A 22,695-nucleotide genomic window follows, 5' to 3' on the forward strand; every position below is an offset into this window, starting at 1 on the left:
CCTGTCCCGCGCGGGACAGGGGCCGTCGTCGTCGTGGGGGTCAGTCCTCGTGGGACTGGCGGGTGCGGACCACCGGCAGGGTGCCGGTGCGGTCGTGGGCCGCGGCCGACGTGCGGGTGCCCGTGACGAACCAGGCGAGGGTCAGGACCGCGACCCACACGAGACCGATGATGAGCGCCTGGCGCGAATCCGGGATGGTGGCCATGGTGATCACCACGGTGGCCACGAACGCCAGGCCCAGGTAGGTGCCGACGCCGCCCAGCGGCATGGGGAAGGGGGACGGCTCCGCGCCCTGCTCCGCGACGCGCCTGCGCATGGCGCGGTGGGACAGGAAGATCATGGCCCAGGTCAGCACCACGGCGAACGAGGCGACGCCGGCCACCAGGCTGAAGGCGTTCGGGTCCACGGTGATCAGCACCGCGCCGAGCACCATCACGCCCAGCATCACGGCCACGGACAGCCACGGCACGCCGCCGCGGTTGGTGTGGGTGAAGGCCCGGGGTGCCTGGCCGTCGTGGGCCATCGCGTAGAGCAGGCGACCGGACGCGTAGATGCAGGCGTTGATCGCGGAGACGGCGGCGGTGAGCACCACGAAGTTCAGCAGGTGCGGGGCGAAGGGGACGCCGAGGCCCTCGAAGATCTGCACGAACGGGCTGGCCTTGCCGTCCACCTGGTTCCAGGGGACGAGGGCCATGATGACCGCCATCGTCAGCACGTAGAACAACAGGATGCGGATCGGCACCGTGTTGATGGCCTTGGGCAGCACCTTCTCCGGGTTCTTGGCCTCGCCCGCGGCCACGCCGAGGGTCTCGATGCCGCCGAAGGAGAACGTCACGATGGTGAGCGCGGTCAGCACGCCCAGGATGCCGTGCGGCAGGAATCCGCCGTGGTCCACGAGGTTCGCCAGGCTGGCCTGGGTGCCGTCCGCGGTGGAGGCGCCGGTGAAGAGCAGGATCACACCGCCGAAGATCATCGCCACGATGGCCCCGACCTTCACGAGCGTCAGCCAGAACTCGGCCTCACCGAAGTTGCCGACGTGCGTGAAGTTGATCAGGCCGACCACGAGGATCGTGGCCGCGACCCAGGCCCAGGCCGGGACCCCCGGGAACCAGAACGCCATGTACGTGGTGATGGCGGCGGTGTCCGCGACGATCACGACGGCCAGCTCGAAGACGAAGGTCCAGCCGGTCACGTAGCCGGCGAAGGGGCCGAGATAACGGGAGGCGTAGGCGGCGAAGGACCCGGAGACGGGCTCCCGGAGCGTCATCTCGCCGAGGGCGCGCATCACGAGGAACACGGCGGCGCCCGCGACGAGGAAGGACAGGATCACGCCCGGCCCGGCGGCCTGGATGCCGCCGGCCGAGCCGTAGAAGAGGCCGGTGCCCACCGCCGTGCCCAGGGCGATGAACATGATGTGCCGCTGGCTCAGGCCGCGGTGCAGCTGCCCGCGGTCCGCGGTGGCCGCGCCGGTCTCGGCGACGCGGGAGCCGGAGGGGGAGGTGCTCACGTGAAGTCTCCGCTCGAAGGGGGGGGGGGGTGGATCAGGACACGCCATGGTGACTCGTGATACAGCGTTCATGCCACTTTGTCCGGTGTGATGCAAGTCATCGTGGACGTTACGTCGCGTTCGTCCGGCCAGGCCGGATGATGTGACCTCGCCCACCGCGGATTCCCCGCGGAAGGTCCGTGGCGCCCCGGCGGGTCCCGGGGCGCGCCGGGCTCAGTCCATGAGCAGCCACGCGGCGGCGTCGTGCGCGAGCCGCCCGTCCTGCACGGCCTCCGCCTCCTCGAGGGAGAACAGGGCCCGGGAATGGTTCGCGGGCAGGTCGACGGGCTCGGTCGACAGGTTCGCCATCACGAGCACGGTGCGCGCCGGGATCGGCTCGCCCGAGCCCAGGTGCCGGCCACCGCCCGAGGTGACCGTGAACGCCAGCACGCCGCGTGTGGGGTCGTGGTGCTCGGACCACGCGAACGTGCCCGTGCCCAGGTCGAGCTCGCCGCGGATCTGCAGCAGACGCCGGTACAGCTCGAACACGGAGCCCTCGACGCCGACCTGCCGGTCCGCCGCCAGCGCTCGGAAGGACGCGGGCTGGGGCAGCCACGGCGCGGCGACGCCCTCGGCGGCGGACGCGGGGCCGTCGTCGTCCGCGGGGGTCGAGAAGCCGTAGGACGGCTCGTCGGCGGCCCACGGCAGAGGGATGCGGCAGCCGTCGCGGCCGGGCTCCTTGCCGTCCGTGCGGAAGAAGTACGGGTCCTGGCGGTGCTCGGCGGCGAGGGTGGTGTGCTCGGGCAGGCCCAGCTCGTCGCCCTGGTAGATGTACGCGGAGCCGGGCAGGCCCAGCTCCACCATCGCGGCGGCGCGGGCCCGACGGCGACCGACCGCCTCGTCTGGCTGCTCGTCCTCGGCCGTGATGCCGGCGGGGTAGGAGCTCGGGTCGGCGAGGCCGTAGCGGGAGGCGTGGCGCACCGTGTCGTGGTTCGAGAGCACCCAGGTGTTCGGGGCGCCGACCCGGCCGGCCTGCTCGAAGGACCGGTCGATCGCGTGGGTCAGCGAGGCGGCGTCCCAGCCGGCCATGAGGTAGGTGAAGTTGAAGGTCTGGTGCATCTCGCCGGGGCGGACGTACCGGAACATCCGCGAGAGCGGGGCCACCCACGCCTCGGCCACCATCATCGGCTCGTGGTCGTAGGAGTCCAGGACCCGCCGCCAGTCCCGGTAGACCTCGTGGACGCGGTCCTGGTCCATGAACGGGGTGAGCGGCTCGAAGGTGTCCGGGTCGAACGTGGGGTCGGCGTCCTCGCCCGCGTCCGTGACCATGCCCATGCGGGAGTGCTCGGCGTCCGGGTAGCCGGGCTGCTTGATGAGCCCGTGGGCCACGTCCACCCGGAAGCCGTCCACGCCGCGGTCCAGCCAGAACCGCAGGATGGAGCGGAACTCCTCACGCACCTCCTCGTTCTCCCAGTTCAGGTCCGGCTGCGTGGTGTCGAACAGGTGCAGGTACCACTGGCCCGGGGTGCCGTCCGCCTCGGTCACGCGGGTCCAGGCCCCGCCGCCGAACGTGGACTCCCAGTTGTTGGGGGGCAGCTCGCCGTGCTCGCCGCGGCCCTCGGCGAAGTGGTAGCGGGCGCGCTCGGGGGAGCCGGGGCCGGCGGCCAGGGCGGCCTGGAACCACGCGTGCTCGGACGAGGTGTGGTTCGGCACGAGGTCCACGACCACGCGGATGCCGGCCTCGTGCGCGGCGGCGATCATCTCGTCCGCGTCCGCGAGCGTGCCGAACCGCGGGTCCACGGCGCGGTAGTCCGCGACGTCGTAGCCGGCGTCGTGCTGCGGGGAGAGGTAGAAGGGCGAGAGCCAGATCGCGTCCACGCCGAGCTGGGCCAGGTAGTCGAGGCGCGAGGTGACGCCGCGCAGGTCGCCCATGCCGTCCCCGTCCGCGTCCGCGAAGGAGCGCGGGTACACCTGGTAGATCACGGCGTCCACCCACCACGGCGTGACGGGCCGGTTCCGGGCTTCCGAGGGCGGGGTGCTCAGGCGCTGCGTGGTCATGGGATCCACCCTAGGCCCGACGCCGGGGCGCGCGCCCCGCGTGGGCGGCGTCGGCGGCGTGGTGTGCGTCTCGAGCACCCGGGTCGGCCCCACCCCGGTGCGCCGGCGGCCGGCTCAGGTCAGCCTGGCCAGCATCCCGACGGCGGCCCAGCGCCGGTTCAGTCGTTCCTGTGCGACGCCGGCGGTCGCCTCGTCGCCCTCCTCGAGCGCGTCGATGAGCGTCCACAGGTCGAAGACGGAGTCGTCCGGCCACACGTGCCGCGTGAGGCCGCCGTAGTCCAGCTCGATCCACGAGTCGGGGTGGAACGCGCCGAGCCACTCCACCATCACCGTGAGCTCGCCGATCAGCTCCGCATCCGGGGCGTGCCGCGCGAGCACCGCCGCCGCGTGCCCGGCCCGCTCCCGGGCGGCCACGATCGGGGCGCGCCGGTACGCCGTGCGCTCGCCGTCCACGAGGCGCTTCACCGGCTCCTCGGGGTCGAACACCGTGAGCCAGCCGTGCGGCACACCCCACGTGGCCGTGCGCGTCTGCACGCGGTGGTGCTCCGGCGCGCCGCCCTCGTCCTGCGGGTCCTGGCCCGCCGCGTCCGGGTCGGGGGAGAGGCCCCACTCGTCCTCGAGCGCCACGAGCGCGCGGCCGCGGTTCATGGCGCGCGCCGCCGGCGGGATGGCGGCCTCGTGCAGCCGCGGCAGCATCGTCTCCTCGAGCATGGCCGCGGCCATCTCGGCGCGCAGGCCCCGCTCGTCCGGGCAGTAGAAGGCGGAGCGGTGCTCGTCCTGGAGGACCCGCACCAGGTCGTCCTCACCGGGTTCCGGGAACGGGTCGGCCACGGGCCGGGCCAGGCGACGCCGGGCCCGTTCGGCCGCCTCGGCCTCGACCTCGGCACGGGTGCGGTGGCCGCCGGCGATCAGCCGCGCCTGGACCGCGTCCGGGAACGTGGCCAGCGGCTGGAAGACGCGCAGGTGCGCGGTGCCGCGCGCGACACCCGGGGGCGGGCCGCCGTCGTCGTGGGTCATCGCGGGCTCATCCGTGGCTCAGCCCAGCTCGACGACCACGGGCGCGTGGTCCGAGGCGCCCTTGCCCTTGCGCTCCTCGCGGTCGATCCAGGCGTCCGTGACCGTCCGTGCGAGGGCGGGGGAGCACAGCTGGAAGTCGATGCGCATGCCCTTCTTCTTGGGGAAGGCCAGGCCCGTGTAGTCCCAGTACGTGTACACGCCGGGGCCGGGGTGGCGCGGGCGCACCACGTCCACCAGCCCGGCGTCCTCGAACGCGTGGAACGCCGCGCGCTCGGCCGGGGAGACGTGCGTGTAGCCCTCGCGCTGGAACAGCTCGATGTCCCACACGTCCTCGTCCTGCGGAGCGATGTTCCAGTCGCCGGTCAGGGCGAGCCGGGTGTCCGGGTCCTCGGCGAGGCGAGCGGCCGCGTGCTCCTGGAGCACGCGCAGCCACTCGAGCTTGTAGCCCATGTGCTCGTTCTCCAGGCCGCGCCCGTTGGGCACGTACAGGCTCCACAGGCGCACCGGGGCGACGCCGTCGGCCGCCTCCGCGCCCACGGTCGCCCCGATGGCGCGGGACTCCTCCTGCGGGTCCACGCCGCCCTTGCCGAAGTGCGGCTGGCCGGGGAAGCCGCGCTGCACGTCGCTCAGGCCGACGCGGGAGGCGATGGCCACGCCGTTCCACTGCGAGGTGCCGTTGTGCACCACCTCGTAGCCGGCGCGCTCGAAGAGCTCCCACGGGAAGTTCTCGTCCCGGCACTTGGTCTCCTGGATGGCCAGGACGTCGATGTCATGGCGCTCGAGGAAGGCCTCGACGCGGTCGGCGCGGGCACGGAGGGAGTTGACGTTCCAGGTGGCGATCTTCACCCGGCCAGGCTATCGAAGGGCGCGGACACCGTGGGATCGGCGCCTCAGCGCCACCAGTCGTCGTGGATCGTCACCGGCGTGGTGCGCTTGTGGCGGCTGCGGAGCCAGATGCCCTCGAGCTTCTCCGCGACCTCGGTAGGGACGTCCTTGCCCTCGAGGTAGTCGTCGATGTCCTCGTACGTCATCCCGAGTTCGGCCTCGTCCGTCTGGCCCGGCGTGCCGTCCAGCAGGTCCGCGGTGGGCACCTTGTTCCACAGGGGCTCGGGGGCGCCGAGTTCGCGGCCCAGCGCCCGCACCTGCCGCTTGTTCAGGCCAGCCAGCGGCAGGACGTCCGCGCCGCCGTCGCCGAACTTCGTGTAGAAGCCCGTGATGGCCTCCGCCGCCTGGTCCGTGCCGATCACCAGCTGCCCGTGGGCGCCGGCCACCGCGTACTGGGCCGTCATGCGGATGCGGGCCTTCACGTTGCCCTGGTTGTAGTCCGAGATCGGCTCCCCCACGGCCTCGGCGAAGGCGGCGGCCAGACCCTGCACGGCCTCCGCGATGTTCAGGGTGACGTCCTGGTCCGCGCCCACGAAGTCCATGGCGGCCCGGGCATCCGCCTCGTCGTGCTGCACCTTGTAGGGCAGGCGCACGGCGGTGAACCGGGGGTTCTCGCGGGAGGGCACGACGTCGGCGCCCACCCCCGCCTCACCCGGCGGGGTGGTGCCGGGGCCGCCCAGGGCGACGGCGTCCGGGACGCCGAGCTGGGCGCGGCGACGCTCGACGGCGAGCTGGGCCAGCCGGCCGCCCACCGTGGAGTCCACGCCGCCGGAGATGCCCAGGACGAAGCCGGACGCGCCCGTGGCCGCGAGGTAGTCGGCGAGGAAGGCCACGCGCCGTTCGACTTCGGCCGCCGGGTCGATCTCGGGGAGGACGCCCTGCTGGGCGATGATCCGCTGCTGGAGTTCACGCATGCCGGTCAGCGTAGGACCGGCCCCGCGCACGGGGACAGGGGCGGTCGGCGACGACGGCTCACGCGTCCGGGTGCCCCAGGTTGCGGGCGATGCGGCGCAGGACGCGGACGGCGTCGTCGATCTGGTCCCGCGGGACGTCCGCCGTCGCCTCGGCACGCAGGGCCTCGACCGCCTCACCCACGCGGGCGCCCGCGGTGCGGCCCGTGGCGGTGAGGGTGTAGAGGTCGCCCTCGACCGTCACCCAGTGGGACTCGACCAGCTCCTCGATCTGACCGGACACCGCGCCGCGCTGCTCCTCCTCGAAGCCGGCCTCGAGCTCGGCGCGGGACTGCGGGGCCACCGTGAGGGTGTTCAGCAGCTGCCACTGGACGCGGGTCAGGCCGTGCTCCTCGAGGCTCTCGGCCACGCGCGCCGCGATCAGGCCCTCGGTGAGGGTGAGCCAGTGCGCCAGGGGCAGGCCGGAGGGATGCTGGACGGGGGCGTCGTCGTGCGGGATCTCGCTCATAACCCGAGCCTAGCCAGGCCGGGACGGAATCGGCAGGGGTGGCCGGGCTCGCACTAGCATGGGCGGCATGACCGACGCGCAGACCCCCACCGTCCCCACGCCCGAGCAGGACCGCGAGCGGCTCAAGCAGCTCATCCAGGAGCTGGCCGTGGTGCACGGCCGGGTGACCCTGTCCTCCGGCAAGGAGGCGGACTACTACGTGGACCTGCGTCGTGTCACCCTGCACCACGAGGCCGCCCCACTGATCGGCCGCGTGATGCTGCGCCTGCTCGAGGAGAACGGGATCGAGTTCGACGCGGTGGGCGGCCTGACCATGGGCGCCGACCCCGTGGCCACCGCGATGATGCATCAGGCCGGCACCGTGGGCCGCGCGCTCGACGCGTTCGTGGTGCGCAAGGCGCAGAAGTCGTACGGCATGGGCCGGCAGGTGGAGGGCCCGGGCGTGGACGGGCGCCGCGTCGTCGTGCTGGAGGACACCTCGACGACGGGCGGCTCCGCGCTCACCGCCGTCGAGGGCGTGCGCAACGCGGGCGGCGACGTCCAGGCCGTGGCCGTGATCGTGGACCGTGCGACCGGCGCCGCCGAGCGCGTGGCCGAGGAGGCGGGGGTGCCGTACCTGTACGCGTTCGGCAAGGACGAGCTCGGCCTCGACTGAGCCTCGGCCGGCCCCGCGCCGCCCGCCTAGAGCCAGTCCGCGCGCTTGAACAGCACGAAGAGGGTGAGGGCCACCGCCAGCATGAGTCCCAGGGCGAACGGATAGCCGAACGCCCAGTGCAGCTCGGGCATGCCGTCGAAGTTCATGCCGTAGACCGAGCCCACCAGCTGCGGCGCGAAGATGATCGCCGCCCAGGACGAGATCTGCTTGACCTGCTCGTTCTGGGCGATCGACTGCTCGGCCAGCCGCTTCGACGCCAGCGTCGAGTCCAGCTCGAGGGCGTTGTTGAGCATCTGGCGCATGGTCATCACGCGCTCGTTGATCTGGACGGCGTGGTCGTGGACGTCGCGCAGGCGGCGCAGGTTCTCCACCTCGAGGCGCGCCTGATCGCTGAGCTCCTCGTCCTCCCAGGCGTGGGCGTCGTCGCGCCGGGGCAGGCCGTCGGCGTCGAGGCGGCGGGTGTCCTCATGCAGGCGGGTGCGCACCTCCTCCTGGAGCTGCTCCACGATGGACGGCAGCGCGCGGATGGCGTGCTGGAAGTTCAGCACCTCGCGGGAGAGCTCGTAGATGCGCCGGGAGACGTGCCCGTCGCCGGCGAAGACCTGGTCCTCGATCTCCGCGATGTCCTGTTCGAGGCCGTCGGCCACCGGGAAGTAGTCGTCCACGACCCGGTCCAGGATCTCCAGGGTGACCTGCCACGGCCCCATCGCGAGGCGCTCGCGGCCCTCCGTCTCCAGGGACCGTCGCACGGCGGCCAGGTCCGGCTCCTCCGCGTGACGCACCGTCACCACGTAGTGCTCACCGGTGAAGACGCTCAGCTCGCCGAACTCCACGGTCTCGGTGCGGTCGACGTAGCGGGCCGGGTGCAGGACCATGAACGAGTCCTCGCCGTAGCGGTCCAGCTTGGCGCGCTCGCCTCCGGCGAGGGCGTCCTCGACGGCGAGCGGGTGCAGGCGCAGCTCCTCCGCGACCGCTTGGAGCTCGGCCACGTCCGGGCGGTACAGGCCCAGCCAGGCCATGCCGCCGGTGCGCTCACACTCCTCCCAGGTGTCCTCGAGGGTGGAGGGGGCGTGGACGCGCCGCCCGTCCACGTACACGGCGTTGTCGATCATGCTCACCCGGACATTCTCCCCGACGGCGGCCCCCGGCGGATTCCAGGATGCGCGCGCTACGGTGGCGCCATGAAGACTCCGCGTCATGCCCCGCCCGTCGTCCGCGACGGCAAGACCCTGCTCCCCGCCCACGCCGTCTCCACGGCCCCGGTCACCGCATTCGGTCTGATCGGCGGCTACCTGACCGCCCGTGAGACCGGCATCCGGCCGCTCGGCGGTGTCGTGCTGGCCGCCGCCGGCCTGTATGCCGGCCGGACGTGGTTGGCCACGCGGGGGCCGGCCGTCACCGGGGGCCTGGCCGCCCTGTACCTCGGCGGCTTCGGCGCCTCCCACCCGCTGGCCAAGAAGATCGGTGCGTGGCCGGCGGTGCTCTCCGTGGCCGCGGTGTCCGCCGGGGCCGCCTGGGCCGCCGTCGACCGGTCCGAGGCCGGCCGCTGAACGAGCCCGCGCCGGCCGAGGACGGCGCCGCGCCCCGCGAGGTCGGCGTCGGGCCGTGGCTCGGCCCGTGGCCGGAGGACCCGCGCTACGACCCGGAGCTGCTCGCGCACGGCGACCGCCGCAACGTGCTCGACCACTACCGCTACTGGAGCCTCGAGGCGATCGTCGCGGACCTCGACGCGCGGCGCCACCCGTTCCACGTGGCCATCGAGAACTGGCAGCACGACCTGAACATCGGCACCGTCGTGCGCACCGCCAACGCGTTCAACGCCGCCGGGGTGCACATCATCGGGCGGCGCCGCTGGAACCGGCGCGGCGCCATGGTCACCGACCGCTACCTGCACGTGCGCCACCACGAGACGGTGGCGGCGTTCACGGAGTGGGCGGCGGGGGAGGGGCTGCCCGTGCTCGGCGTGGACCTGTTCCCCGAGTCGGTGCCGGTGGAGACCTTCGACTTCCCGCGTGCCTGCGTGCTCGTCTTCGGGCAGGAGGGGCCGGGGCTGTCGGCGGAGGTGCGCGCGGCGTCGAGCGCGGTGCTGTCCATCGCGCAGTACGGCTCCACCCGCTCGATCAACGCGGGCGTGGCCGCCGGCATCGCGATGCACGCGTGGATCCGGCAGCACGCGGCCGTCCCCTGAGTCCGGCGCGAGCCAGACGATTCCGCGCTGAAAGGAGCCTCTGGACCGCAGATTCGTCTGGCTCGTGGCGCAGGACGGCGCAGGACGGCGCAGAACGGCGCAGGGTGGCGTCGACGACGTGCGGCGTGACGGCGTCAGCCCGCGAAGGGGCGGGCCGGCAGGCCCGTCACCCCCGGGCGGACGGCGAACAGGGCCCCGGCCAGCGGGTCCTCGCCGCGCTCCAGGTTCTCCCAGGAGGTGGTGATGTAGAGGGTGCCGAGGTCGTCGCCGCCGAACGTGCACGCCGTCGTCTTCTGCACGGGCACCTCGACCACCTCGTCGAGCGTCCCCTCGGGCGTGTACCGGTGGATCTGCCCGTGGCTGATCACGGCCACCCAGATGCCGCCCTCGGCGTCCACGGTGAGTCCGTCCGGCTTGCCCTCGCCGTCGAGCACGTCCACGAGCACGCGCCGGTTCGTCAGGCCCTCCTCGCGGGAGTAGTCGAACACGGCCACCTGCCGCGTGGGGGTGTCGTTGTAGTAGGCCCGCGTGCCGTCCGGGCTCCACTCCAGGCCGTTGGACGTCGTCGCGCCGGTCAGCACGACGTCCACCTCGCCGGCGCCGCCGTCGGGTCCGGGGGCGAGCCGGTAGAGGTTCGCGGCGCCGGGGGTCTTGGCGTACGCCATGGTGCCGCAGTGGAACCGGCCGTCCGGGTCGCAGCCGCCCTCGTTCATCCGGATCCCGGCGTCCGCGCCCCACAGCTCGGGCAGCGTCGTCAGCTCGCCCTCGGGCGAGATCAGGGCGAAGCCCCGCTCCACCGCGACGACGGCGCCACCCCCCGCACGCGGGCGCAGCGCGGCGGCCACGTCCCCGACGTGCGTGCGGTCCACCGTGCCGTCGGCGCGCAGGGACAGGACGTCCCCGGCGAGCATGTCCACCCAGCGCAGGCCGCCGCCGGCGGTCACGCCCTCGGCGGCGCTGCCCCACGAGGCGGCCCAGACGGGGCCCTCGCCGTGGTAGGTGATGGGATCGGTGACCTGCTCGGCGCGCATGACTGCTCCTTCGGTGGGCGGGACGGTCCTGGCCCCGACGCTAGCCGAGGCTCAGAACCACCCGCACGAGTCGGCGGTCCAGCGGTCGGCGAGGGTCGCGTCCAGGAACGCCCCCATCCGCGGCAGCGAGGCCACGTGGCCGCCCACGTGGGTCGGGGTGAGGAGCGGGTCAAAACGCACCCGTGCCCCTTCCGCGCACCAGCGGCGGCCCAGGTCGCGGCCGGTGCGGTACGGGATGACGTCGTCCGTGACGGAGTGCGCGATCATCACCGGCACGTCCGGACGGCGGCCCGGTGCGCCGATCCGCTGCTCGGCGAGGATCCCGGCCAGCTCGGCGTCGGAGCGGACGAGCTCAGGGAAGTCCTGCCCCGTGTGGGTCAGCGTGGCGGAGTCGAGGTGCGCGTAGGCGAGGCTGCCTGCCACGCAGGTCTCGGCCGCGCCGGCGAGGGCCGTCAGGCCGGTCTCGTTGAGGTGCGTGGCCGGGTCCACGTCGTACGCGGCGAGCTGCCCGGCCATCGCGTAGAGCAGGAAGGCCGCGTACAGGCCGCCGTCGATCCGGTCCGCGACCTGCACGAGGTCGGCCGGCGGGGCGCCCACGTAGGCGCCCTTGAGGTCCAGCTCCGGGGCGTAGTCGGACGCGAGCTCGGCGGCGGCCGCGGCCGCCCCGCCGCCCTGCGAGTAGCCCGCGAGCGCGACCGGCGCGGTCGAGGTGACGCCCGACCCCGAGACCTGGGCGGCCGCGCGCACCGCGTCGAGGACGGCGTGCGCCTGGGCCTCCCGGACCATGTAGGTGTGCGTGCCCGGGGTGCCCAGGCCCTCGTAGTCGGTGACCACCACGGCGTGGCCGCGGCTCAGCAGGGACGTGATCCCGACGCCTTCGTACTGCGCGCCGGTCGAGAGGGTGCGCGAGGGGGCGCAGCGGTCCGCCGCGCCCTGGGTGCCCACCGCGTAGCCGATCACGGGGCGCTCGCCGCCGCCCGTCCAGGGGGCGGTGGGGGTCAGCACGGTGCCGGTCACGGCGACGGGTCGGCCCTGGGCGTCCTGCGAGGCGTACATGATGCGCGTGGCGTGCGCGGGCACCTGCACCAGCCGCACGGGATCCAGATAGAAGGCGGCGGGCTCGCTGCGGATCAGGGCGCCGGGGGTCGCGGGCACGACGGCGGGCGGCAGGTAGAAGGGGTCGTCGACCGAGGCGGCCGCCAGGGCGTCCCGGGCCGCGTTCCAGCGGGCGTCCTCGGCCGTCGTGGCCGGCTGCGAGAGGTCCGCGACGGCGGAGCTCACCTCCGGCGCGTCCGGGGCCGGGGCGGACTCCTGGGCCAGGGCAGCGTGCGGCGCGCCGAACCCGGCGACGACGGCCACGGCGGCGGCCAGGGCGAGGGGGCGGGAGGGGCGGCGTGCGGGGGCCATGGCGGTCTCCGGTCTCTCGGATGTGAATGTGACGCAGCTCACCCTAGGCCAGCGACGGGCCCGTGTCCAGGCCGGCGTCGCCGTCGGGCCCGGGGCCCTGGGGCGGGTCCGGCCGCGCGGATAGGATGAGCCCGAGGGCGGCGCGCCCGCCGCGCTCCCCCGCCTGCCCGAGTCGACGACGCCTAGGAGCTGCAGCATGCCCATCGCATCCCCGGAGAAGTACGCCGAGATGATCGACGCCGCCAAGAACGGCGCCTTCGCCTACCCGGCGATCAACGTCACCAGCTCCCAGACCCTGAACGCCGCCATCCGCGGCTTCGCCGAGGCCGGCTCGGACGGCATCATCCAGGTCTCCACCGGCGGCGCCGCCTACTTCTCCGGCTCCTCCGTGAAGGACATGGTCGCCGGCTCGCTGGCCTTCGCGGCGTTCGCGCGCGAGGTCGCCAAGAAGTACTCCGTGAACATCGCCCTGCACACGGACCACTGCCCCCAGGACAAGCTCGAGGGCTTCGTCCTGCCCCTGCTGGACGCCTCCGAGGCCGAGGTGAAGGCCGGGCGCGACCCGATCTTCAACTCCCACATGTGGGACGGCTCCGCCGAGACCCTCGAGGAGAACCTGCGGATCGGCCGCGAGCTGCTCGCCCGCACCCACGCCAACAAGCAGATCCTCGAGGTGGAGATCGGCGTCGTGGGCGGCGAGGAGGACGGCGTGGCCCACGAGATCAACGAGAAGCTCTACACCACCGTGGCGGACGGCATCGCCACGGTGGAGGCCCTCGGCCTCGGCGAGCACGGTCGCTACCTCACCGCGCTGACCTTCGGCAACGTGCACGGCGTCTACAAGCCGGGCAACGTGAAGCTGCGCCCGGAGATCCTGCAGGAGATCCAGCAGGCCGTGGGCGAGAAGTTCGGCAAGGAGCGCCCGTTCGACCTCGTGTTCCACGGCGGCTCCGGCTCCGCCGCCCAGGAGATCGCCGACTCGGTGGAGTACGGCGTCGTGAAGATGAACGTGGACACGGACACCCAGTACGCGTTCACCCGCCCGGTGGCCGGGCACATGTTCGAGAACTACGACGGCGTCCTGAAGGTCGACGGCGAGGTCGGCGACAAGAAGCAGTACGACCCCCGCGTGTGGGGCGCCAAGGCCGAGGAGGCCATGGCCGCCCGCGTGGTCCAGGCCTGCACCGAGCTGAACTCGGCCGGCAAGAGCATCGGCTGACCCCGCCGTCCGCCGCGCCGGCCCGCACCCTCGCGTGAGGGTGCGGGCCGGCGTCGTCCTCAGCCCTCCCGCTCCTCCTGGGCCTGGAGGAACTCGAAGACCTCACGCTCGTCCACACCGGGGAAGGTCTGCGTGGGCATGGCCGCCAGCAGATGCGCGTGCATGCGGGCCGCGGGCCACACGTGCCCGCCCCACGCGGCCTCGAGCTCGGGGTCGGGGCGGCGGCAGCAGCGCGGATCGGGGCACGTGGAGGTGACCCGGTGGCGGGTGTCCGCGCCGCGGAAGTACCGGGCATGCTCGAACGGGGTGCCCACGGAGAGGGCGAACAGCCCGTCGGGGCCGTTCTCGATCATCGAGGTGCACCAGAACGTCCCGTTGGGCGAGTCCGTGTACTGCGTGTGGGCGCGGAACCGGTCGTTGCGGGAGAAGGCCTGCCGTGCGCCCCACTTCCGGCACGCCTGCTGGCCCTCGATCGCACCGGTGTGGTCGGCGGGGAACACGATCCCGTCGTTCTCGTAGGCCTTGTGGATCACCCCGGTCTCGTGGACCTTCTGGAAGTGGCAGCGGATGCCCAGGTCCACGGTGGCCAGGTTGGTGAACCGGTGCGCGGCGGCCTCGTAGGAGACGCCGAACGCGTCCTTCAGGTCGTCCACGGACAGGTCCCGGCGCTTCTGGGCGGCCCGCAGCAGCGACGACGCCGCCCGCTGCGGCATGAGCAGCGCGCCCGCCAGGTAGTTCACCGCCACACGCTGGGCGAGGAAGTCCTCGTAGTCCCGCGGCTCGCCGTGGCCCAGGACGGCGGCGGCGAGGGCCTGGAGCACCACGGTGCGGCGGTCGTGGTCCGAGGAGCGGGAGCCGCTGATGTGGATGCGCCCGTGCTTGAGGTCCGTGACGGAGCGCGTGGAGTGCGGCAGGTCCGGGACGAAGCGCAGGGTGAAGCCGAGGTGCTCGGCCAGCTCCGAGACCGCGTGCAGGCCCAGCGGCCCGCCCGTGTGGCCGATCGCGTCGAGCAGCCGATGCGCCTCGGCCTCGAGGTCGGGGTAGTGATTGTCCACCGCGCGCATCCGGGCGCGCAGCTGGGCGTTGGCGCGGCGCGCCTCCTCGGGGGTGGCGGCCTGCTCCTCCAGGCGACGGCGCAGCTCGGCCTCCAGCCCCGCGATCACCTCGAGGACCTCGGTGGGGGTGCGGGGCCCGATGCGCAGCGGCGGCAGGCCGAGGGAGGCGTAGTGCTCCGAGCGCGCGAACCGTTCGACCTCGATCTCCAGTTCGGCCCGCCGGGTGGGGGCCCGGCCGGTGAGCAGGTCCTCGACCGGCACGCCCAGGACCTCCGCGATCCGCTGGACCAGCGAGAGCCGCGGCTCGCGGCGGGCGTTCTCCACGAGGGACAGGTGGGAGCCGCTCACTCCCGTGCGCTCCGCGAGCTGGTCCAGGGTGAGGCCGGCCTGCTTGCGCAGGTGCCGGACGCGGCGGCCCAGCGCGACGGTGTCCACGGTCGCGCTGTCCTCGGGAAGCGGGCGGGTCATCATGCGCGGAACTGTAGACGGAACCGGGGAGGAGATCACGTGTGACGGAAAGAAAGTCACATTCTTGACAAGCGGGGGGCCGTTGCCGTGATCCATGCCACATGGGGGCGCAAGGACTGTCACGTTCTGACCCAGTGGCAGGAACGGCCGGAGTTTCCACCGATTTTGTGCTCCAGAGGGCCTTGCCCGGGGCCAAGGTGGATGTCAACGGCAGCGACGGACACGTCGCACCGAACCCTTCACGAACCGGACCGATCCTCAGGAGGACGTCATGACCACCCAGCCCCACCACTCCACTCCCGCCTCCGCCGAACAGCTCCAGCACGACTGGGACAACAACCCCCGCTGGGCCGGCGTCGAGCGCAGCTTCACCGCCGAGGACGTCGTCCGTCTCCGCGGCCGCATCCAGGAGGAGCACACGCTGGCCCGCCGCGGCGCCGAGAAGCTGTGGACCCAGCTGAAGGACGAGAACGCCCGCGGTGAGTTCACCAACGCCCTCGGCGCCCTCACCGGCAACCAGGCCGTCCAGCAGGTCAAGGCCGGGCTGCGCGCCATCTACCTCTCCGGCTGGCAGGTCGCCGCGGACGCCAACCTCTCTGGCCACACGTACCCGGACCAGTCCCTGTACCCGGCCAACTCCGTGCCGCAGGTGGTGCGCCGCATCAACAACGCCCTGCTGCGCGCGGACCAGATCGAGCACGCCGAGGGCGTCAGCAGCGTCGAGGACTGGCTCGTGCCGATCGTGGCCGACGCCGAGGCCGGCTTCGGCGGCCCGCTCAACGCCTACGAGCTCATGAAGTCGATGATCACCGCCGGCGCCTCCGGTGTGCACTGGGAGGACCAGCTGGCCTCCGAGAAGAAGTGCGGCCACCTCGGCGGCAAGGTGCTCATCCCCACCGGCCAGCACATCCGCACGCTCAACGCCGCCCGCCTGGCCGCCGACGTCGCCGACGTGCCCAGCGTGATCATCGCCCGCACCGATGCCGAGGCGGCCACCCTGATCACCTCGGACGTGGACGAGCGCGACGCCGAGTTCATCACCGGTGAGCGCACCGCGGAGGGCTTCTACAAGGTCCGCAACGGCGTCGAGCCCTGCATCGCCCGCGCCAAGGCCTACGCCCCCCACGCGGACCTGATCTGGATGGAGACCGGCACGCCGGACCTCGAGCTGGCCCGGAAGTTCGCCGAGGCCGTCAAGGCCGAGTTCCCGGACCAGATGCTGGCCTACAACTGCTCGCCGTCCTTCAACTGGAAGAAGAACCTCGACGACGACACCATCGCCAAGTTCCAGCGCGAGCTGGGCGCCATGGGCTACACCTTCCAGTTCATCACGCTGGCCGGCTTCCACGCCCTGAACCACTCGATGTTCGACCTGGCCAAGGGATACAACGAGCGCCAGATGTCCGCGTACGTCGAGCTGCAGGAGCGCGAGTTCGCCGACGAGGCCCGCGGCTACACCGCGACCAAGCACCAGCGCGAGGTCGGCACCGGCTACTTCGACGCCGTGTCCACCGCCATCAACCCGGACAGCTCCACGGTGGCCCTGGCGGGCTCCACGGAGTCCGGCCAGTTCCACTGATCCGCTCAGCCGAGACCGCGAGGAGGCAGTCCCATGAGCCCGCAGACCACGACCCCCACCCTGCACGAGATCCATGCCGACGACGTTCGGGAGCACACGCCCCTGCCGCATGACGTGAGCACCCAGGCCATCCCCGTCGTCATCCCCGAGGGCGCCGCCCCCGTGGTGACCGTCCACGGGCCGGTCGACGGGCGGCAGGCCGAGATCCTCACGGACGAGGCGCTGGCGTTCCTCGGCCGCCTGCACCGGCTGGCCGAGGACCGCCGCCGGCGGCTGCTCGAGGAGCGGGAGTACACCCGGCGCCGCATCACCGACGGCTGGAACCCGCACTACCTGCGGTCCACCCGCCGGGTCCGCGAGGACGACTCCTGGCGTGTGGCGCCGCTGGCCCCCGGCCTGCAGGACCGCCGCGTGGAGATCACCGGCCCCGTGGATCGGAAGATGACGATCAACGCCCTCAACTCGGGCGCCTCGGGCTGGCTCGCCGACTTCGAGGACTCCTCGACGCCGTCCTGGGACCGGATGCTGGACGGGCAGGTCAACCTGTTCGACGCGATCCGCGACCAGATCGACTTCACCTCCCCCGAGGGCAAGGAGTACCGGCTGCGCGAGCGCGAGCTCACGGACCGGCCGACCATCATCGTCCGCCCGCGCGGCTGGCACCTCCTCGAGGACCACATCCGCGTGGACGGCGAGCCGATGGCCGGCGCCCTCGTGGACTTCGGCCTGTACTTCTTCCACAACGCCGACGAGCTGATCCGCCGCGGCCACGGCCCGTACTTCTACCTGCCCAAGCTCGAGTCCCATCTCGAGGCGCGGCTGTGGAACTGCGTGTTCGTGGCGGCGCAGGACGAGCTGGGCATCCCCCAGGGCACCATCCGGGCCACCGTGCTGATCGAGACGATCACCGCGGCGTTCCAGATGGAGGAGATCCTGTACCAGCTGCGCAACCACGCCGCGGGCCTCAACGCCGGCCGCTGGGACTACATCTTCTCCATCATCAAGAACTTCCGGGACCGCGGGGCCGAGTTCGTCCTCCCGGACCGCTCGGAGGTGACCATGACCCAGCCGATGATGCGGGCCTACACGGAGCAGCTGGTCCGGGCCTGCCACCGGCGCGGCGCCTCGGCGATCGGCGGCATGTCTGCCGTGATCCCGGACCGCCGGAACGAGGAGGCCAACGCCGCCGCGCTGGAGAAGGTGCGCGCGGACAAGGCCCGCGAGGCCGGCGACGGCTTCGACGGCTCGTGGGTGGCGCACCCGGACCTCGTGCCGGTCGCCCGGGAGGAGTTCGACGCCGTGCTCGGCGAGGCCCCGAACCAGATCCGCACCCGCCGCCGCGAGGACGTGGTGCCGGACGAGGCCGCCCTGCTCGACGTCGCCGCGACCACGGGCTCGGTGACCGAGGCCGGCGTGCGGATGAACATCGAGGTCGGGATCCGCTACATCGAGTCCTGGCTGCGGGGGAACGGCGCCGCCGCGATCCACGGACTCATGGAGGACGCCGCCACGGCGGAGATCTCCCGGTCCCAGATCTGGCAGTGGGCACACAACGGCACCGGTGTGCAGCTGACCGAGGGCGGCGTGCGGACCGCCAACCGCGGCTGGATGGAGCAGCTGATCCGCGAGGAGCACGCTCGGATCCTCGCCGGCCCGCTGCCCGAGGGCCACCGGTTCGAGGACGCGGTGCGCGTGTTCTGCGAGTCGGCCCTGCCGCCGGAGTACCCGGCGTTCCTCACCCTGGGCGCGTACCGCCGGCACTTCGCCGGTCAGGACGACGCCGCGGCGAAGGCCTGATCCGCCGGGCCCCACGACGACGGCCGGTCACCTCACGAGGTGACCGGCCGTCGTCGTGCCGGGTGTCAGTCCCCGGACGTGGAGGGGGACGGGGAGGCCGAAGTCGACTTCGTCGGTGACGGGCTGGCCGACGCCGAGGCGGACGCCTCCGCGGCCCGCTGGGATTCGGCGGCCTCCCGCGCGGCGCCCTGGAACGGCCGCGGCGGCTGGCCGGGGGCCACGGGGCCGGGGGCGCCCTCGGGGCGGTCGATCGTGGACTGGTTGTTCAGCAGCTCGTCGGGCACGCGGCCGGTGGGGATCTCCCGGGCCTGGGCCAGGGTCTCCTCGTCCATCTGCGCGTTCAGGAAGAACGGCGAGCTGAGCTTGATGACCTCCTGGAAGTCCCCGGCGTCCTTCAGCACGGTGTCCGCGAGGTGGTCGCGGGTCTCGGTGACGAGGGTGGTGCTCTGCGCGACCGGCGAGTTCTTCACCTGGGTGAGGCCGCCGTTGGCGTCGCCGAAGCCCTCCATGGAGCCCATGGTCACGGAGACCATCTCGCTGCCGTCCTCGGAGCAGGCCCACGCGGTGCGCTGGGGCAGCAGGGGGGCGCCGTCCTGGCCGCCGACCATGCCGGGGCGCAGCAGGGCGAGCAGCCCCTTGCCGGTCTTCGGGTCGAACGTGTACTCGTCCGCCACGGCGGCGGGCTCCTCCTGGCACCACTCCAGGCGGGAGCCGTCGAGGTTGTGCTGGTAGTGGACCTGCGCCAGGGGCATGCCGGGGCTGTACTCGAAGTAGCCGTTGTAGACGCAGGTGAGGAACTCGTGGGTCTCGTCCTGCGAGGCGAACAGCTGCACGATCTCGATGTTCGAGCTGTCCGGGATGTGCGTGGCGACGGCGTCCAGGGTGCGCTGGTCCAGGACGTCGCGCGTGCAGTCCATCACGGAGACGGTGTCGTTGCGGACCGCGGCCGTGTTCTTCCAGGCCTCGGTGGCGGCGCCGTCCTTGATGCCCGGGCCGACGGTCTCGAACGCCTGACGCGGCTCGGCGCGCGGGGTGCCCTCGGCGGACTCCGACGCGAGGGCCTCACGGACGCGGGACGCCGCGGCGGACGCGGGGTCGGTGGGGCTCTCCGTGGCCGAGCCGGCCGCGGCCGAGGCCGCCGATCCGCTGGGCGCCGCGGCGGTCGACGAGGCGGGATCACCGGACTGGCCGGCCGAGCCGCAGCCGGCCAGGGCGAGGGCGAGGGCGGCGACGCCGACGGCCAGCGGGGCACGGCGGCGGGCGGGCGCGGGGTGGGTCATGGAGGCTCCTTCGACGGCATCGGCGGCCCGGCCCCGGGAGCGTGGGGCTGCGGACGGACGCTGCGCCTACGGTACCGGACCGTCCTGGACGCGGGGACGGCGATCCGTCCGGCGTCCGGCGCCGTCGATAGACTCGGCCGCGACCGCATCGTCCGCGAGGAGAAGAGGCATCCCATGTCCGAGTCCCTGATCGGCAAGAACCTGATGGAGCCGCCGGCCACGCGCCTGCCGGAGGAGCCGGAGGTGCTGGCCCGGCTCGAGGCAGGTGACCTGCCCGAGGACATCGTGCCGGTGGCGCCCGAGTCCTCCCTGGTGTGGGCGCTCATGGCGGAGGACGCGTGGGCCGAGGGCCGGACCGTGGACTCCTATGCGTACGCCCGCGTCGGCTACCACCGGGGCCTGGACGCGCTGCGCCGGGCGGGGTGGCGCGGCGCCGGCCCGGTGCCGTACGCCCACGAGCCCAACCGCGGCTTCCTGCGCGCCCTGTACGCGCTGGGCCGCGCGGCCGCCGGGATCGGGGAGTCCGACGAGGTCGAGCGCATCCGCACCTTCCTGCGGGACTCGGACCCCACGGCGGCGGACCAGATCGAGGCCGACCAGGGCCGCGCCGGGGACTGAGCGGAGCCGTGGCCAAGCTCTACTTCCGCTACGGGGCCATGAACTCCGGCAAGTCCACGGGCCTGCTGCAGGCCGCCTTCAACTACGAGGAGCGCGGCCAGCGGGTGCTGCTGGCCAAGCCGGAGGTGGACGTGAAGGGGGAGGGCGACGTCGTCTCCCGCCTCGGCGTGACCCGCGCCGTGGACTTCCTCGTCCCGGCGGGAGCGGACGTGCGGGAGCTGTTCCGCCGGCACGCCACCGGTGACGACCCGGACGCCCTCGTGGGGCACGTGGAGGCCCCGCCCGTGGCGTGCCTGCTCGTGGACGAGGCGCAGTTCCTCGAGCCGGCGCAGGTGGACGACCTGCTGCGTATCGCCGTGCTCGACGGCGTCCCCGTGATCGCCTACGGGCTGCGCACCGACTTCCGCACCCGCTCCTTCCCGGGCTCCGCGCGGCTGCTGGAGCTGGCGCACTCCCTCGAGGAGCTGAAGACCATCTGCCGGTGCGGCCGGAAGGCGGTGTTCAACACGCGCAAGGTCGTGGACCCGGCCACGGGCGCCGAGCACTTCGTGTTCGAGGGGGACCAGGTGGCGATCGACGGCGTCCAGGTGACCTACGAGTCCCTGTGCGGCACGTGCTACCTGGCGGAGTCCGGCGGTGCCCTGGGCTGAGGCGGCCATTGCCAGGCAACTGCCAGGCTGCATGACGGCTGCGCCCATGCTCGGTTCGTACGGTGGAACCACTTCATCGAGGTGCGAGTGATGAAGGTGCGAGTGATGACAGGCGAAGGGCCCCGGTGATCCCGGGGCCCTTCGTCTGTCCTGACCCGGCCCGCATCGGCCGGCCGGGTCAGAGCGAGACGAGCAGGAGCGTGCCGCCGAAGACGAGCCCCGACGCGAGCAGCACGACCGTGGTGTACCCCAGGATGTCGCGCATCTTCAGGCCGGCGATCGCCAGAAGGGGGATCGCCCAGAACGGCTGGATCATGTTGGTCCACTGGTCGCCGTAGGAGACGGCCATGATGGTGATGGCCGGGTCCACGCCGAGCGCGTCGCCGGCCTGGAGCATGATCGGGCCCTGCACGGCGAACTGTCCGCCGCCGGAGGGGACGAAGAAGTTCACGAGGCCCGCGGCCAGGAACGCCAGCAGGCCGAACGTCACCGGGTTCGAGATCGCCACGAAGGCGTCCGAGAGCACCGCCACCAGGCCGGTGGACGTCATCATGCCGAGGATGCCCGCGTAGAGGGGGAACTGCAGCAGGATCTCGCCCACGTTGGACGCGGCCGACTGGGTGAGGCCGATCAGCTCGTGCGGACTGCGCACCAGCAGCAGGATCAGCGCGAGGAAGGACCAGTTGACGATGTCCAGGGTGAGGGTGCCGCCGCCGACGAAGTGCATCACCAGATAGGCCACGAGCATGGCGCCGACGAGGAGCGTGGGGGCACGGGAGGCGTCGAGGCGGTCCGCCGGCGTCTCGATCTCCGATGGGGGCGCGGCGTCCCGGTCCCGCGCGTCGATCTCCAGCTCCACGATCCGGTCCCCGGCGCGCGGGGCGACGAGGAACAGGGCCAGGGCCACGACGAGCATGGTCACCACGGCGGCGGTGATGTTCCACCAGGAGAAGGTGGTCTCCGAGACCGGGACCGTCCGGCCGCCCAGGCTCTCCGTGAGGAACGAACCGGGGGTGGCGGCCGTCAGCGGGCCGGAGCCCGAGTACCCCATGTGCCACACCACGAACCCGGAGAACCCGGCGGCCACCAGCATCGGGAAGTGCAGGACCAGCCCGCGCTCACGGGCCTGCGCCGCGACCTCCTTGGCCAGCAGCGCACCGACCACCAGGCCCAGGCCCCACGTGATGAGGGAGGCCGCCGCCGCCACCACGAACACGAAGATGTAGGCGGCCAGGGGCGTGCGGGGAATGCTGGCGAGCCTGGCGAGCAGACGGCGCACCGGGCCGGTGTTCGCCAGGATGTGTCCGAGCATGAGCACGAGCGCCATCTGCGTGATGAACGCCAGCAGTCCGGACAGACCGTCACCCCAGCCCACGACGACGTCGGCCGGCCCGGCCGGAGTGAGCAGCAGGCACAGGGCTGCCACCGCGAACGTGAGCACGATGGTGAACACGAGCGAGGACGGGATGAACCGCTCCATCGTCGTGTTCAGCGGGCGCATGGCGCGGCTGAAGAACGTGCCCTCGCGGGCGGTACGGCCCGAGGGTCCGGGTGTGGGCGGACGTGTGGACGTGGCGGACATGAGGCTCCTGTTCAGGGTGAGAGGCCACGGCGAGAGTGATGTGGATCACTCTAGGCGCTCGATCGTCGTGGGCGGGACGTGGGCCGCGTCCCTGGCCGGGAGCTCGCTGACGAGAGTGCCGGCGCGGTCGATCCCCCAGCGGTCGACGACGTCGTGGCCCGGCTCGGCCGGGTCACCCGGAATCTGTACGCGATCGTGGACGAGCTCACCGACAAGGGATGCACCGTGCGGGTCTCGACCGAGTGAGATCACGGTGCCCAGGCCCGGCACTTCCCCCGTAGCCGGACTCATGCTCGGCATC

Annotated in this window: 21 protein-coding genes; 9 read left to right on the forward strand and 12 right to left on the reverse strand. The window is 72.7% G+C overall.

Going from position 1 to position 22,695, the window contains the following annotated elements:
- Positions 1-40 precede the first annotated feature (40 nt).
- The 6 genes from AC3RJ9_RS00675 to AC3RJ9_RS00700 form a co-directional block, all read right to left on the reverse strand.
- On the reverse strand, positions 41-1,507 hold the full coding sequence (locus tag AC3RJ9_RS00675; RefSeq protein WP_036383523.1) for an amino acid permease: 1,467 nt from the start codon (positions 1,505-1,507) through the stop codon (positions 41-43).
- A 213-nt stretch (positions 1,508-1,720) separates the two neighbouring features.
- Positions 1,721-3,544, reverse strand: a complete 1,824-nt coding sequence (locus AC3RJ9_RS00680) for a glycoside hydrolase family 13 protein (RefSeq protein ID WP_036383521.1) — start codon at positions 3,542-3,544, stop codon at positions 1,721-1,723.
- A gap of 114 nt (positions 3,545-3,658) precedes the next feature.
- The gene (locus AC3RJ9_RS00685; protein ID WP_036383519.1) at positions 3,659-4,561 is read right to left on the reverse strand and encodes a DUF8083 family protein; all 903 of its coding nucleotides are present in this window, start codon (positions 4,559-4,561) and stop codon (positions 3,659-3,661) included.
- A gap of 18 nt (positions 4,562-4,579) precedes the next feature.
- On the reverse strand, positions 4,580-5,407 hold the full coding sequence (locus tag AC3RJ9_RS00690) for an exodeoxyribonuclease III (protein ID WP_036316782.1): 828 nt from the start codon (positions 5,405-5,407) through the stop codon (positions 4,580-4,582).
- Positions 5,408-5,451: 44 nt separating this feature from the next.
- Complete coding sequence (nadE, locus tag AC3RJ9_RS00695) at positions 5,452-6,360, reverse strand: NAD(+) synthase (protein ID WP_036316784.1); 909 nt, start codon at positions 6,358-6,360, stop codon at positions 5,452-5,454.
- 58 nt (positions 6,361-6,418) lie between these two features.
- Positions 6,419-6,865 (reverse strand): MarR family winged helix-turn-helix transcriptional regulator, encoded by a 447-nt coding sequence (locus tag AC3RJ9_RS00700; protein WP_036316787.1) that lies wholly within the window; start codon positions 6,863-6,865, stop codon positions 6,419-6,421.
- Between the two features lie 58 nt (positions 6,866-6,923).
- Here AC3RJ9_RS00700 and pyrE point away from each other — a divergent pair, with 58 nt between their 5' ends.
- Positions 6,924-7,520, forward strand: coding sequence for an orotate phosphoribosyltransferase (pyrE, locus tag AC3RJ9_RS00705; RefSeq protein ID WP_036316789.1), 597 nt, complete (start codon positions 6,924-6,926; stop codon positions 7,518-7,520).
- A 26-nt stretch (positions 7,521-7,546) separates the two neighbouring features.
- Here the strand turns inward: pyrE and AC3RJ9_RS00710 are convergent, their stop codons facing one another.
- Positions 7,547-8,632 carry a magnesium and cobalt transport protein CorA gene (locus AC3RJ9_RS00710; protein ID WP_036316798.1) on the reverse strand — a complete coding sequence of 362 codons (1,086 nt, stop codon included), beginning with the start codon at positions 8,630-8,632 and terminating at the stop codon, positions 7,547-7,549.
- Positions 8,633-8,701: 69 nt separating this feature from the next.
- Here AC3RJ9_RS00710 and AC3RJ9_RS00715 point away from each other — a divergent pair, with 69 nt between their 5' ends.
- Together AC3RJ9_RS00715 and AC3RJ9_RS00720 are read left to right on the forward strand one after the other, a co-directional pair.
- Complete coding sequence (locus AC3RJ9_RS00715) at positions 8,702-9,070, forward strand: hypothetical protein (protein WP_036316791.1); 369 nt, start codon at positions 8,702-8,704, stop codon at positions 9,068-9,070.
- Entirely contained in the window at positions 9,067-9,708 is a 642-nt protein-coding gene (locus tag AC3RJ9_RS00720; protein ID WP_223247569.1) for a TrmH family RNA methyltransferase, read from the forward strand. The genes AC3RJ9_RS00715 and AC3RJ9_RS00720 overlap by 4 nt, the downstream gene beginning before the upstream one ends.
- Before the next feature lie 134 nt (positions 9,709-9,842).
- Here AC3RJ9_RS00720 and AC3RJ9_RS00725 read toward each other — a convergent pair whose 3' ends face one another.
- Together AC3RJ9_RS00725 and AC3RJ9_RS00730 are read right to left on the reverse strand one after the other, a co-directional pair.
- Complete coding sequence (locus AC3RJ9_RS00725; RefSeq protein ID WP_041103614.1) at positions 9,843-10,739, reverse strand: SMP-30/gluconolactonase/LRE family protein; 897 nt, start codon at positions 10,737-10,739, stop codon at positions 9,843-9,845.
- 51 nt (positions 10,740-10,790) lie between these two features.
- Positions 10,791-12,146, reverse strand: coding sequence for a lipase family protein (locus tag AC3RJ9_RS00730; RefSeq protein WP_041103615.1), 1,356 nt, complete (start codon positions 12,144-12,146; stop codon positions 10,791-10,793).
- 196 nt (positions 12,147-12,342) lie between these two features.
- On the opposite strand from AC3RJ9_RS00730, the gene fbaA reads away from it, so the two are divergent.
- Positions 12,343-13,365, forward strand: a complete 1,023-nt coding sequence (fbaA, locus tag AC3RJ9_RS00735) for a class II fructose-bisphosphate aldolase (RefSeq protein ID WP_041103616.1) — start codon at positions 12,343-12,345, stop codon at positions 13,363-13,365.
- Between the two features lie 59 nt (positions 13,366-13,424).
- Here the strand turns inward: fbaA and AC3RJ9_RS00740 are convergent, their stop codons facing one another.
- Positions 13,425-14,891, reverse strand: coding sequence for a helix-turn-helix domain-containing protein (locus AC3RJ9_RS00740; protein WP_044658650.1), 1,467 nt, complete (start codon positions 14,889-14,891; stop codon positions 13,425-13,427).
- Positions 14,892-15,159: 268 nt separating this feature from the next.
- On the opposite strand from AC3RJ9_RS00740, the gene aceA reads away from it, so the two are divergent.
- Both aceA and aceB read left to right on the forward strand, forming a co-directional pair.
- Positions 15,160-16,467: an isocitrate lyase gene (gene aceA, locus AC3RJ9_RS00745; protein ID WP_012750705.1), complete on the forward strand. Its 1,308-nt coding sequence runs from the start codon at positions 15,160-15,162 to the stop codon at positions 16,465-16,467.
- Positions 16,468-16,500: 33 nt separating this feature from the next.
- On the forward strand, positions 16,501-18,264 hold the full coding sequence (aceB, locus tag AC3RJ9_RS00750) for a malate synthase A (RefSeq protein WP_080772563.1): 1,764 nt from the start codon (positions 16,501-16,503) through the stop codon (positions 18,262-18,264).
- Between the two features lie 65 nt (positions 18,265-18,329).
- Here aceB and AC3RJ9_RS00755 read toward each other — a convergent pair whose 3' ends face one another.
- A complete protein-coding gene (locus AC3RJ9_RS00755; RefSeq protein WP_041104407.1) occupies positions 18,330-19,544 on the reverse strand; it encodes a hypothetical protein in 1,215 nt (404 codons plus the stop codon).
- Between the two features lie 174 nt (positions 19,545-19,718).
- Between AC3RJ9_RS00755 and AC3RJ9_RS00760 the strand changes: the two genes are divergently transcribed.
- Together AC3RJ9_RS00760 and AC3RJ9_RS00765 are read left to right on the forward strand one after the other, a co-directional pair.
- A complete protein-coding gene (locus AC3RJ9_RS00760) occupies positions 19,719-20,162 on the forward strand; it encodes a DUF3151 domain-containing protein (RefSeq protein ID WP_095353588.1) in 444 nt (147 codons plus the stop codon).
- Positions 20,163-20,170: 8 nt separating this feature from the next.
- The gene (locus AC3RJ9_RS00765) at positions 20,171-20,812 is read left to right on the forward strand and encodes a thymidine kinase (RefSeq protein WP_010079593.1); all 642 of its coding nucleotides are present in this window, start codon (positions 20,171-20,173) and stop codon (positions 20,810-20,812) included.
- A gap of 178 nt (positions 20,813-20,990) precedes the next feature.
- Here AC3RJ9_RS00765 and AC3RJ9_RS00770 read toward each other — a convergent pair whose 3' ends face one another.
- Positions 20,991-22,313, reverse strand: coding sequence for a short-chain fatty acid transporter (locus AC3RJ9_RS00770; protein ID WP_166795202.1), 1,323 nt, complete (start codon positions 22,311-22,313; stop codon positions 20,991-20,993).
- A 159-nt stretch (positions 22,314-22,472) separates the two neighbouring features.
- Between AC3RJ9_RS00770 and AC3RJ9_RS00775 the strand changes: the two genes are divergently transcribed.
- Positions 22,473-22,640, forward strand: coding sequence for a recombinase family protein (locus AC3RJ9_RS00775; RefSeq protein WP_186315055.1), 168 nt, complete (start codon positions 22,473-22,475; stop codon positions 22,638-22,640).
- Positions 22,641-22,695 lie beyond the last annotated feature (55 nt).

The organism is Micrococcus sp. 63XJN7_6_ISO-PGPR-S23-444, from assembly GCF_058072765.1.

Bases quoted from the DNA above. Each gene is read 5' to 3' on its own strand.
- AC3RJ9_RS00680 (WP_036383521.1), bottom strand. From the start codon at position 3,544: ATGACCACGCAGCGCCTGAGCACCCCGCCCTCGGAAGCCCGGAACCGG.
- AC3RJ9_RS00685 (WP_036383519.1), bottom strand. From the start codon at position 4,561: ATGACCCACGACGACGGCGGCCCGCCCCCGGGTGTCGCGCGCGGCACC.
- nadE (WP_036316784.1), bottom strand. From the start codon at position 6,360: ATGCGTGAACTCCAGCAGCGGATCATCGCCCAGCAGGGCGTCCTCCCC.
- AC3RJ9_RS00700 (WP_036316787.1), bottom strand. From the start codon at position 6,865: ATGAGCGAGATCCCGCACGACGACGCCCCCGTCCAGCATCCCTCCGGC.
- pyrE (WP_036316789.1), top strand. From the start codon at position 6,924: ATGGGCGGCATGACCGACGCGCAGACCCCCACCGTCCCCACGCCCGAG.
- AC3RJ9_RS00710 (WP_036316798.1), bottom strand. From the start codon at position 8,632: ATGATCGACAACGCCGTGTACGTGGACGGGCGGCGCGTCCACGCCCCC.
- AC3RJ9_RS00715 (WP_036316791.1), top strand. From the start codon at position 8,702: ATGAAGACTCCGCGTCATGCCCCGCCCGTCGTCCGCGACGGCAAGACC.
- AC3RJ9_RS00725 (WP_041103614.1), bottom strand. From the start codon at position 10,739: ATGCGCGCCGAGCAGGTCACCGATCCCATCACCTACCACGGCGAGGGC.
- AC3RJ9_RS00730 (WP_041103615.1), bottom strand. From the start codon at position 12,146: ATGGCCCCCGCACGCCGCCCCTCCCGCCCCCTCGCCCTGGCCGCCGCC.
- fbaA (WP_041103616.1), top strand. From the start codon at position 12,343: ATGCCCATCGCATCCCCGGAGAAGTACGCCGAGATGATCGACGCCGCC.
- AC3RJ9_RS00740 (WP_044658650.1), bottom strand. From the start codon at position 14,891: ATGATGACCCGCCCGCTTCCCGAGGACAGCGCGACCGTGGACACCGTC.
- aceA (WP_012750705.1), top strand. From the start codon at position 15,160: ATGACCACCCAGCCCCACCACTCCACTCCCGCCTCCGCCGAACAGCTC.
- aceB (WP_080772563.1), top strand. From the start codon at position 16,501: ATGAGCCCGCAGACCACGACCCCCACCCTGCACGAGATCCATGCCGAC.
- AC3RJ9_RS00755 (WP_041104407.1), bottom strand. From the start codon at position 19,544: ATGACCCACCCCGCGCCCGCCCGCCGCCGTGCCCCGCTGGCCGTCGGC.
- AC3RJ9_RS00760 (WP_095353588.1), top strand. From the start codon at position 19,719: ATGTCCGAGTCCCTGATCGGCAAGAACCTGATGGAGCCGCCGGCCACG.
- AC3RJ9_RS00770 (WP_166795202.1), bottom strand. From the start codon at position 22,313: ATGCGCCCGCTGAACACGACGATGGAGCGGTTCATCCCGTCCTCGCTC.